General features: G+C 71.7%; 8 protein-coding genes. 5 read left to right on the top strand and 3 right to left on the bottom strand.

Translation table 11 applies throughout. The features are described 5' to 3' along the window. A partial coding sequence (locus tag ACFWX1_RS44085) for an NAD(P)/FAD-dependent oxidoreductase (RefSeq protein WP_378395879.1) occupies positions 1–1,157 on the bottom strand: 1,157 nt, incomplete at its 3' end. 250 nt (positions 1,158–1,407) lie between these two features. Between ACFWX1_RS44085 and ACFWX1_RS44080 the strand changes: the two genes are divergently transcribed. The 4 genes from ACFWX1_RS44080 to ACFWX1_RS44065 all read left to right on the top strand — a co-directional run bounded on the left by ACFWX1_RS44080 (position 1,408) and on the right by ACFWX1_RS44065 (position 7,387). Beyond that, positions 1,408–2,370, top strand: coding sequence for a serine protein kinase RIO (locus ACFWX1_RS44080; protein ID WP_378395878.1), 963 nt, complete (start codon positions 1,408–1,410; stop codon positions 2,368–2,370). A gap of 315 nt (positions 2,371–2,685) precedes the next feature. Beyond that, positions 2,686–4,272: a DEAD/DEAH box helicase gene (locus ACFWX1_RS44075; protein ID WP_378395877.1), complete on the top strand. Its 1,587-nt coding sequence runs from the start codon at positions 2,686–2,688 to the stop codon at positions 4,270–4,272. A 309-nt stretch (positions 4,273–4,581) separates the two neighbouring features. Beyond that, positions 4,582–6,180: an ABC-F family ATP-binding cassette domain-containing protein gene (locus tag ACFWX1_RS44070; protein ID WP_378395876.1), complete on the top strand. Its 1,599-nt coding sequence runs from the start codon at positions 4,582–4,584 to the stop codon at positions 6,178–6,180. Positions 6,181–6,205: 25 nt separating this feature from the next. Next, positions 6,206–7,387 (top strand): aminotransferase class I/II-fold pyridoxal phosphate-dependent enzyme, encoded by a 1,182-nt coding sequence (locus tag ACFWX1_RS44065; RefSeq protein WP_378395875.1) that lies wholly within the window; start codon positions 6,206–6,208, stop codon positions 7,385–7,387. Here ACFWX1_RS44065 and ACFWX1_RS44060 read toward each other — a convergent pair. Continuing rightward, the gene (locus ACFWX1_RS44060; RefSeq protein ID WP_378395874.1) at positions 7,353–7,817 is read right to left on the bottom strand and encodes a GNAT family N-acetyltransferase; all 465 of its coding nucleotides are present in this window, start codon (positions 7,815–7,817) and stop codon (positions 7,353–7,355) included. The genes ACFWX1_RS44065 and ACFWX1_RS44060 overlap by 35 nt on opposite strands. 15 nt (positions 7,818–7,832) lie before the next feature. Further along, positions 7,833–8,645 carry a S1 family peptidase gene (locus tag ACFWX1_RS44055; RefSeq protein WP_378395873.1) on the bottom strand — a complete coding sequence of 271 codons (813 nt, stop codon included), beginning with the start codon at positions 8,643–8,645 and terminating at the stop codon, positions 7,833–7,835. A 242-nt stretch (positions 8,646–8,887) separates the two neighbouring features. Here ACFWX1_RS44055 and ACFWX1_RS44050 point away from each other — a divergent pair, with 242 nt between their 5' ends. After that, on the top strand, positions 8,888–10,282 hold the full coding sequence (locus tag ACFWX1_RS44050) for a mycothione reductase (protein WP_378395872.1): 1,395 nt from the start codon (positions 8,888–8,890) through the stop codon (positions 10,280–10,282). Positions 10,283–10,794 lie beyond the last annotated feature (512 nt).

The raw sequence follows: 10,794 nt of genomic DNA, 5'->3' as shown, positions 1-10,794 counted from the left end.
GAGCGCCCTCCCACCCCTCCCCCCCCCCCCGCCCCCCCCCACCCACCCCCGCCCCCCCCCCCCCCCTCCCCCGGCGCGCACACGGTCAGGTCGAAACCGGCGTCCTCGCCGAGCGCGAGCGCGGCCACGAGCTTCCCGGCGAACGGCGCCAGCGTCAGCCCGGCCGGGCCGAAGCCGGTGGCGAGCACGAGGCCGTCCGCCGCCCGCCCGAGCAGCGGCACCCCGTCCGGAGTGCCCGGCCGGAAGCCCACCCGCGTCTCGGCCAGCGTCGCGTCCGCGAGCCCCGGCGCGACGGCGAGCGCGTGCTCCAGCACCTCACGCTGCCCGGCCGCGGTGACCCGGTGGTCGAAACCCGCACCGGATTCCCGGGTCGCCCCGGCGACGACCCGCGAGCCGGGGAACGCCAGCAGGTAGTGACTCGTCCGCGGGAGCACGACCGGCCAGGCCGACGTCTTCTCGCCGGGCAGGTCGAAGTGGCTGATCTGGCCACGCTGCGGTGTCACCGGGACCCGGATTCCCAGCTGTGCCACCAGTTCCGCGGTCCACGCGCCCGCGGCCACCACCACGGCGTCGGCGTCGAAGACCTCGCCGCCTGCCAGGACGCGCGGCGCCCTCCCGGGCCGGGGCGACAGCCGGGCGTGACTCTCCACCAGTCGCGCGCCCCGGCGCCGTGACGCCGTGAGCAGCGCCCGGCGCACCTGACGCCCGTCGACCCTGGCCGCCCCGGACAAATGCACCGCGCCCAGTTCCGGCGCCAGCGGCGGGAACAACTCCCGCGCCTGCGCCGGGTCGAACCGCCGGATCTCCCCCGCGCCCGGCGCGATCGCCGCGCGCTCGATGAGACGCCGTTGCCTGTCGCCGAGTTCGCTGTCGTCCGCGGAGACGATCATGCCGCCCACGACCTCGTACGACGACTCCTCGCCGGTCTCCTCGGCGAGCTGTCCGGCCAGTTCGGGGTAGTACGCCGCGGCGGCCGACGCCAGCGGGAAGAGCGCGTCCTCCCAGTGCGAGGTCCACGGGCTGACGATCCCCGCGCCCGCCCCGGTCGCCGCCCCGGCCAGCCCGGCGTCCACCACGACGGCCTCCGCGCCGCGACGGACCAGGTGATACGCCGTCGCCGCGCCCGCGATACCACTGCCGATCACGATCACACGCATACCGCGACCCTGCCGCAGGCCCGCGATGCGGTTCAACGCTTACCGGGTCGCGGTTAATTCGGTTGCGGGTGCCCGCGCGGGTGCGGGATGCTCTGCGCGATCCGGCAGGGAGCCGGTGGAGAGCGAGGGAGGTGGCCCCGATGGCGATGACCGTCCTGGGTGCTGCCCGCACCCGTCCACCCGCCCCCCGAGGCTGATCCGCGTCTTCCGCGCGCCCGGTGGGGCATCCCTGAACCAGGAGAACCCACCAGTGCGTCAGCACGATTACGACGAAGACCACAAAGAGCACGAGTTCAACGACCGTTTCGACCGCTTGGCCCGGCGCGCCCGCCGCAACCGCCAACCCGGGCCCGAGCGGGCCGGCCGGATCACCGAAAGCGAACGCGTCCGCCTCGACCGGCTGCGGGAGGACGCCTACACCGAAACGGCGCTGCCCGACGGCGCCGATCGCTGGACCACCTGGGACGAGGCCGAGCAGGGTCCGCTCCCCCGGCCGGACTGGGTGATCACCGGGCTCGGCGCGGTCGACACCGACCTCGGCGTGCTCAAGACCGGGAAGGAGGCCGACGTCCATCTGCTGCGCCGCAACCTTCCCGGCACCGACGGCGTCCTGCTCGCGGCCAAGCGCTACCGCAGCGACGAGCACAAGCTGTTCCACCGGGACGCGGGCTATCTCGAAGGCAGGCGCATGCGCCGGTCACGGGAGAACCGCGCGATGGCGGGCCGCACGACCTTCGGCCGCAACCTGATCGCCGAACAGTGGGCGGCCGCCGAGTTCGCCTCGCTGTGTCGCCTGTGGACGATCGGGGCGCCGGTCCCGTATCCGGTGCAGCGCAACGGGACCGAGGTACTGCTGGAGTTCCTCGGGGACGACGGCGGCGCGGCGGCGCCCCGGCTGGCCCAGCTGCGGCCGGAACCCGGCGAGCTCGCCGATCTGTGGCACCAGGCCGTCGCGGCGCTGGAGCTGCTCGCCGGCGAGGGGGTCGCCCATGGTGACCTCTCGGCGTACAACCTGCTCGTGCACGAGGGCAGGCTCATGGTGATCGATCTGCCGCAGGTGGTCGACGTCGTGGCCAACCCCGGCGGTCTGGAGTTCCTCGCCCGCGACGTCCGCAACATCGCGGGGTGGTTCCACGCCCGCGGGCTTTCCGAGCAGGTCACGGCGATCGACGAGCTGCTGGCGGAGCTCACGAACGCCGCCGGGCTCGGCTGAACGGGTGACGCCGCGGCCGCGGGCACCCGGCGCGGCTGCGGCGTTGCCCACACCCGGGCGCCTCGATGCGAAGTCGCAGCGAGGACTCCGGTACAGTGATGACAGACCGCAACCGGCGGCGTGGATGAGTTGGTGTCCGTCGCCTCCAAAGCCAGCCGAATGGCTCGCGGTATCCGTATTGACCAAAGCGGCGCGCGGTGTCGACCACACGGTGTGCCGGGTTCGTCCCTGTGAACGCCCACCGCACACCATCTTGTCCGCCTGCGCGCGGACAGCCCGGGCCTCCTTGCGACGTACCACGTCCGAGAGGCATTTGTGACAGTCACGTTCAACCATGGCCCTTCCTCCGCGCGCGCGGACCGTCCCCGGGGACGCAAGCCGCGTCACCGCGGCGCGGACTCCGGCCGTCCCGCTTCCGCTTCCGCTGACACCGGAATGCTGCGCGACGACGCGGTGGAGACCGTGGTCACCAAGACCTTCGCCCAGCTGGGCCTCCCCGAGGAACTGCTGCGCGCGCTGGCCGCCGCCGGGATCGACAAGCCGTTCCCGATCCAGTCGGCCACCATCCCCGACGCGCTGGCCGGGCGTGATGTCCTCGGCCGCGCGCAGACCGGTTCCGGCAAGACGCTGGCGTTCGGCCTGGCCATGCTGGCCCGGCTCGACGGTGGCAGGGCCCGGCCCAAGCGCCCGCGTGCGCTCGTGCTGGTGCCGACCCGTGAGCTGGCCATGCAGGTGGCCGACTCGCTGACCCCGCTGGCCAAGGCCATGGGCCTGTGGTGCCGCACCGCCGTCGGCGGGATGGCCTTCGGCCGCCAGGCCGACTCGCTGGCCCGCGGCGTCGACCTGCTCATCGCCACCCCCGGCCGGCTGTCGGACCACGTCCGGCAGGGCACCGCGAACCTCGGCGACTGCAACTTCATCGCGCTCGACGAGGCCGACCAGATGGCGGACATGGGCTTCATGCCGCAGGTCCGCGAGATCCTCGACCTCACCCCGCCCGGCGGGCAGCGGTTGCTGTTCTCCGCGACGCTCGACGGCGACGTCAACAAGCTGGTCAAGCAGTACCTGGCCGACCCGGTGACCCACTCGGTCGCGCCGTCGACCGCCAGCGTGACCACGATGGACCACCACCTGTTCCAGGTGTCCCACCAGGACAAGCAGGACATCGTGACGCGGATCGGCGCCCGCGAGGGCCGCACGATCATGTTCGTGCGGACCAAGCACCACGTCGACCGCCTCACCGAGCGGCTGCGTGAGCAGGGCGTGCACGCGGGCGCGCTGCACGGCGGCAAGACGCAGGGCCAGCGCAACCGGGTGCTCGCCGACTTCAAGGAGGGCTACACCCCGGTGCTGGTGGCCACCGACGTGGCCGCGCGCGGTATCCACGTCGACGACGTCTCGCTGGTGCTGCACGTCGACCCGGCCGCCGACCACAAGGACTACCTGCACCGCGCCGGCCGCACCGCGCGCGCCGGGGCGTCGGGTGTCGTGGTCACGCTGGTCACCAACGACCAGCGGCGTACCGTCCGCCGGATGACCGACCGGGCCGGTGTCCGCGCCGAGTCGACCATGATCCGCCCGGACGACCCCGCGCTGGCCGAGATCACCGGCGCCCGCGAGCCCAGCGGCGAGCCGGTGGTCGAGCGTCGCCGCGAGTCCCCGCGCCGTTCCGGCGGCCGCGGCTTCGGCTCCCGTGACAACAACCGCGGCTACGGCGAACGCCGTGGCGGCGACCGCGATCGTGGTGGCTACGGCCAGGGTTCGCGCGAGGACCACGGTCACCGCGAAGGCCGCCCCGGCGGCTTCAACGGCCGTCGCCCGCGCTTCGGCAACGGCGGCAGCGGCAACGGCGGCGGGCGTCCGCAGCGTCCGGGTCGCCGCCCCCGCCGCTTCGACAGCTGAGCCCGAACGGCGAACTCGCGTGATTCGGTAGCGAACTCGCGTGATCAGAGAGCGAACTCACGTGATGGGACGGAGATCTCGTCCGATCACGCGAGTTCTCCTTTTGATCACGCGAGTTCTGTCTTCAAGCACGTGAGATACGCGTCCGATCACGCGACCTCGCTCGTCCCGGCCCGATAAAGGGTTTGCCGCGGCGTGGGCGGGTGGCTAGGTTGGGTCGGTCGGTGTTGTCGTCGAAAGGTGCCGGGACGTTGATCTTCTGAGGGTTTTTCGCTTAGCCAAGCCGAAAAAGCCTTTGAGGAGTCCCGTATGTCTTCGTCCATTGTCGTTTCCGGCCTTTCCTTTGCCTGGCCCGACGGCGGGCCGGTGTTCGACCACGTCACGTTCACCCTCGGTCCCGGCCGCACCGGCCTGATCGGTGGTAACGGCACGGGCAAATCCACCCTGCTGCGGCTGATCAGCGGAGCGCTGACGCCGTCGGCCGGGTCGGTTTCGGTGCGCGGCAGGCTCGCGTACCTGCGGCAGGACCTCGTCCTCGATCCGGACCGCCCGATCGACGACCTGCTCGGCATCGCCGCGATCCGCGCGGCGATCTCGGCCGTCGAAAGCGGGGACACCGACGAGCGGTTGTTCGCGGTGATCGGCGACCAGTGGGACGTCGAGAAGCACACCCGCGCCACGCTCGACCAGCTCGGCCTCGAAGCGGTCCCGCTGGACGGCCGGGCCGGGGAGCTGTCCGGCGGTGAACTCGTCCTGCTCGGCCTGGCGGCGCAGCTCCTGCGCCGTCCGGACGTGCTGCTGCTGGACGAGCCGACCAACAACCTCGACCGCCGCGCCAGGGAGATCGTCCACCGCACGGTCCGGCAGTGGCCGGGCACGCTCGTGGTCGTCTCGCACGATCGCGAACTGCTCGACTTCGTCGACCGGATCGGCGAGGTGCGAGACCACGACGTCACCGTGTTCGGCGGGAACCTCACCGCGTTCGAGGCCGCGCTCGCCGCCGAACAGGAAGCGGCCGAACGCCGGGTCCGGGTCGCCGAGGCCGATTTCGCGCGGCAGAAGCGCGAACTCGCCGAAGCACACGTCAAGCTCGCGCGGCGACAGCGCTACGCCCGTAAGCAGTGGGAGAACAAGCGCGAGCCCAAGGTGCGGATGCGCAAACGCCAGGAGGACGCCGAAATCGCGGCCGGGAAGCACCGGATCCTGCACACGGATCGGCTGGCACGGGCGACCGAACGGCTCAAGAGTGCCGAGGACGCCGTCCGCGACGACGACGTCATCCGTGTCGACCTGCCCGCGACGACGGTCCCCGCGGGCAAGGAAGTGCTGCGGCTGAACGGGGTCGAACTACGCAATGGCCCGGTCGTGGATCTCGACGTCCGCGGTCCCGAACGGATCGCGGTCCTCGGCGCGAACGGCGCCGGGAAGACCACGCTGCTGCGAACACTCACCGGCACCCTGGCCCCGCTCGCCGGGGAAGCCGACGTGTTCGTCCCGGTCCGGCTGCTACCCCAGCGGCTGGACCTGCTCGACGACGACATTTCCGCCGTCGGGAACGTGCGGCGCGCGGCGCCGTCCGTGCCGGACAACACCGCGCGGGCACTGCTGGCCCGGTTCCTGGTGCGGGGCAAGAACGCGGACCGTCCTGCGGGCGGCCTGTCCGGCGGCGAACGGTTCCGCGCCACGCTGGCGACGCTGCTGCTGGCCGAACCGGCGCCGCGGCTGCTGATCCTGGACGAGCCGACGAACAACCTCGACCTGGCCAGTGTCCGGCAGCTGACCAGCGCGCTGACGGCGTTCGGCGGGGCGCTCATGGTGGTCTCGCACGACCACGAGTTCCTGCGGGGACTCGGGATCACCCGCTGGCTGCGGCTCACGGACACGCTGCACCCGGTCGGCCCGCCGTGACGCGCCGGGTGGGAGACTGCGGGACGTGAACGCACCGGTCCCTCCCCAGCTCCCGCCCGACCAGGTCTTCGACTGGCTCGACGCCGAAGCCGAGAAGCGAGCCGGTGCGGGCCTGACGCGCAAACTGCGGCCCCGCCCCGCCCACGACCACGAGCTGGACCTCGCCGGGCACGACTATCTCGGCCTGGCCAGGGACAAGCGGGTCGCCGGGGCGGCCGCGGCCGCCGCGCTGCGCTGGGGTGCCGGGGCGACCGGCTCCCGCCTGGTCAGCGGATCCACCGAGCTGCACACCGAACTCGAGCACGAACTGGCGCGGTTCTGCGGCGCGCAGGCCGCGCTGGTGTTCTCCTCCGGGTACACCGCGAACCTCGGCGCGGTCACGGCGCTTTCCGGCGCCGACGCGGCGATCGTGACCGACAAGCACATCCACACCTCGCTCATCGAGGGCTGCCGGCTCTCGCGCGCGGACGTGGCGGCGGTGGCGCACGGAACGCCGTCGGCGATCAAGCACGCGCTGGCGACACGCCGCAAACCGCGGGCGCTCGTGGTCACCGACTCGGTGTTCTCCGTGGACGGTGATCTGGCGCCGCTGGGCGAACTCGCCGAGGCCTGCCGGGCGCACGGCGCGGCGTTGCTGATCGACGACGCGCACGGGTTCGGCGTGCTCGGCGAGGGTGGGCGCGGCGCGGCGCACGCGGCGGGCCTGGCCGGCGCGCCCGACGTCGTCACCACCATCACGCTGTCGAATTCCCTTGGCACGCAAGGCGGTGCGGTGCTCGGGCCGCGCCGGGTGATCCGGCATCTCGTCGAATCCGCGCGCAGCTTCATCTTCGACGCCGCGCTCGCCCCGGCGAACGCCGCCGCCGCGCTCGCGGCACTCGGTGTGCTCAAGGCGGAGCCGGACCTCGCGACGAAGGTCGTCGACGCGGCGGGCACCATCGCCGGTCAGCTCCTGTCGGCCGGTTTCCGGGTCAGCCTGCCCGAAGCGGCCGTCATCTCCCTGAAGGCACCGTCCGCGGAAGCGGCGGCGTCCTGGGCGGCGGCTTGTGCCGAGCAGGGTGTGCGCGTCGGGTGCTTCCGGCCGCCGTCGGTGCCGGACGGGGTTTCGCGGCTGCGGCTGACCGCGCGCGCCGATCTCGCGGAGTCCGATGTGGACAAAGCGGTCAAGGTGATCAGTGCGACGGCTCCGCGCGGCGCCACATCGTGATGTGCGGGATGCCGTCCTCGTCCTCGAACACCTCGCCCTCGGCGACGAACCCGAAGCGCTCGTAGAAACCCTGCGCGTACGTCTGGGCGTCGAGCACGTAATCGGCGTCCCCGTGCTCGACGAGCGCGACCTCCATCAGCCGCGCCGCGAGCCCGCGGCCACGGGCTTCCTTCGTCGTGCAGACGCGCCCGATGCGCAGCACGTCGTCCGGATCGGACAGCACCCGCAGGTACGCGTCGACGCCGTCCTCCCCCTCGAACCACAGATGGCTGGTGCCGGGCAGGAGATCCCGTCCGTCCACTTCGGGATAGGCGGCTTTCTGTTCCACGACGAAGACGTCGACGCGCAGCCGCAGGATGTCGTGCAGCTGCTCGGCGGTGAGTTCGGGACCGGAGGCGATGAACGGGGTGTGCACGCTTCTGCTTAGCACACCCCGCTGCTCCGGTCAGCCGAACAGGCGGGGCTGCTCGTGCTCGGCGATGTCGTCGGCGTAGGTGGAGACCCGGGTGTAGACCCCGGGCTTCCCTGGCTGGCCGCAGCCGACACCGTAGGAGACGATGCCGATCAGGGTGTCCCCGACGACCAGCGGGCCGCCGGAGTCGCCGGTGCAGGCGTCAATGCCGCCCTGCGGGTAACCGGCGCAGACCATGCTCTTCGCGTCGTACACGTCGTACCCGCTCTTGCAGGTCGCGTCGCTGGTCACCGGGACGACGGCGCTGCGCAGGTAGTCCGAGCGGTCGCCGCCGTCGGAGACGCGGCCCCAGCCGAGCACGGTGGCCTTCGTGCCCTCGCGGTAGGCGTCGCTGTCGGCGGACGTGGCCACCTTCGCGGGCCGGTACGGCAGCCTGCCTGCCACGGTCAGCACCGCGATGTCGTCGCCCTTCTCCGGCCGGGTGAAGTCCGGGTGCGTCCACATCTTCGAGACCTTGTACACCGCGCCCGCGGAGGTCCGCTTGTCCTCACGGCCCGCGACGACCCGGACGTCGTCCTGCTTGACCGCCGCCGCGCAGTGCGCCGCGGTGACCACCGTCGTCGAGTTGACGATGACCGCGCCGCAGTATTGGTAGTTGTTGCTGTCGGTCAGGTACACCGCGTACGGGTGATCGGCCAGCGACGCCTTGCCGCCGCCCACTATCCGGGGTTCGACACCGCCGGTGTCCTGCGCGATCGCGTTACCGACCACGACCGGCACCACCGCCGCGGTGAGCAGCAGCGCTCCGGCCGCGAGCAGCCAGGGGCGGCGCGAAGTCTTGGGCATGAGTCGATCCCTTCACCGGGTACGGGGGCTGTGCGGGCGAGCACTCGGGAGCTGGACGACTCCAGCGCGTACACGAGCGGCTGGGCATACCCTAGTCGGCGAGAGCCCGAAACGGTGTCACTGGAACGGGTGGTTTCCCTGCGCTCCGTCGTCACCCGGCCGTCAGGCAGCCGGGAACATCGGCACGGTTCCGGGGGTTGGCTAGGGTGAACGACCGGCCTCTCACGCGAAGGATGACAAACGTGCCCCACTACGACCTGGTGATCGTCGGGACCGGCTCGGGTAACTCGATCCTCGACCCGCGGTTCGCCGACTGGAAGACCGCCATCGTCGAGAAGGGCACTTTCGGGGGTACCTGCCTCAACGTCGGCTGCATCCCGACGAAGATGTTCGTGCACGCGGCCGACGTCGCCGCGACGCCGGCGAAGAGCGCGCGCCTCGGCGTCGACGAGGAACTGCTCGGGGTGCGGTGGCGCGACGTCCGGGACCGGATCTTCGGCCGGATCGACCCGATCGCCGCCGGTGGCGCCGATTACCGACGCAGCCACGAGGACAACGCGAACGTCGATCTCTACGAGGGCGAAGGCCGGTTCACCGGGCATAAGCAGCTGGGGGTCTCGTTCCCGGACGGGCGGCCCGACGAGGTGCTGACCGCGGACCGGTTCGTGCTCGCCGCGGGCGGGCGCCCGGTGATCCCGGACGTGCCGGGGCTGGCCGACGTGGATTACCACACCTCGGACACCGTGATGCGGCTCGACGAGCTGCCCGCGAGCATCGTGATCCTCGGCGGCGGGTACATCGCGGCCGAGTTCGCGCACGTCTTCGCCTCGTTCGGGGTCGCGGTGACCGTGGTCAACCGTTCGGGGGCGCTGCTGCGCTCCGAGGACGAGGACATCAGCGCGCGGTTCACCGAACTGGCGTCGCAGCGCTTCGACGTCCGGTTGGACCGCAAGACGGTGCGGGCCAGGCGGACCGAGGCCGGGATCGCGCTGGACCTGGAGGGGCCGCGGGGCGCCGAAACCGTCGAGGCAGAGCAGCTGCTGATCGCGACCGGGCGCACTCCGAACTCCGACCTGCTCGGCCTCGAGGCCACCGGAGTGACCACTGTGGACAGTGGGCACGTCGCCGTCGACGAGTACCAGCGGACGGTCGTGGACGGCATCTACGCGCTCGGCGACCTCTCCTCGCCGCACGAGCTCAAGCACGTCGCGAACCACGAAACCCGGGTGGTGCAGCACAATCTGCTGAACCCGGACACCCCGATCGCCTCGGACCACCGGTTCGTCCCGCACGCGGTGTTCACCTCGCCGCAGGTGGCGTCGGTCGGCCTGACCGAACAGGCCGCGCGCGAGCGGGGAGTGTCCTTTGTGGTCTCGAAGCAGGACTACGCCGGGATCGCCTACGGCTGGGCAATGGAGGACACCACCGGCTTCGCGAAGCTCCTGGCGGACCCGGCGACCGGCCTGATCCTCGGCGCGCACATCATCGGCCCGCAGGCCTCGACGGTGATCCAGCCGCTGATCCAGGCGATGAGCTTCGGCCTCGACGCGCGCAGCATGGCGCGCGGCCAGTACTGGATCCACCCCGCCATGCCGGAACTCGTCGAGAACGCCCTGCTCAACCTGCCCCTGGACTGAGCCTCCGGCCGGCCCCATCACCGGGGTGCCCCCCACCCTCCCTTGGGGGGCGACCCCGACAGCAGTCTATCGGCGGGGTACGACAGAACCGCGGTTTCCGGTGCGGGCAACGGAAGTTGTCCACATTCGCCGGGGGCTGTGGATGGGCCCAGGGCTACGGAATGCGTGGCAGCGATGGGTATCGGAGGCGGTTTTCGTAGCGCGATCGGGGGCTGGGGCGGTGGCGGTGTCCTGAACGACGCGTACGAGACGATGAACGTCCTGAACGACGCGTTCGCGACATCACGGTGCCAGCAGGAGCCGGGAGAGCCGGAGGACCCGGGGCGCGGACGAGCCGAGGGACGCCCTTGTCACGCTGAACGCCAAGGCCGGGAGCTCAAGCGGCGGCGCCTGAGACCCCAGAACAGTCCACAAAGGACGCAACGTCGGTCGAATTGCCCGATTTTCCGCCCTTTGTCGGGATCTTCAAGTCCGTGAAGGCCCCCTTGAGGGACTTGGAGTCCCTCAAGGGG

It is taken from the genome of Amycolatopsis sp. NPDC059021, from assembly GCF_042739895.1.
Classification (GTDB): domain Bacteria; phylum Actinomycetota; class Actinomycetes; order Mycobacteriales; family Pseudonocardiaceae; genus Amycolatopsis.
This window is presented reverse-complemented; position numbering and strand designations above follow the sequence as displayed.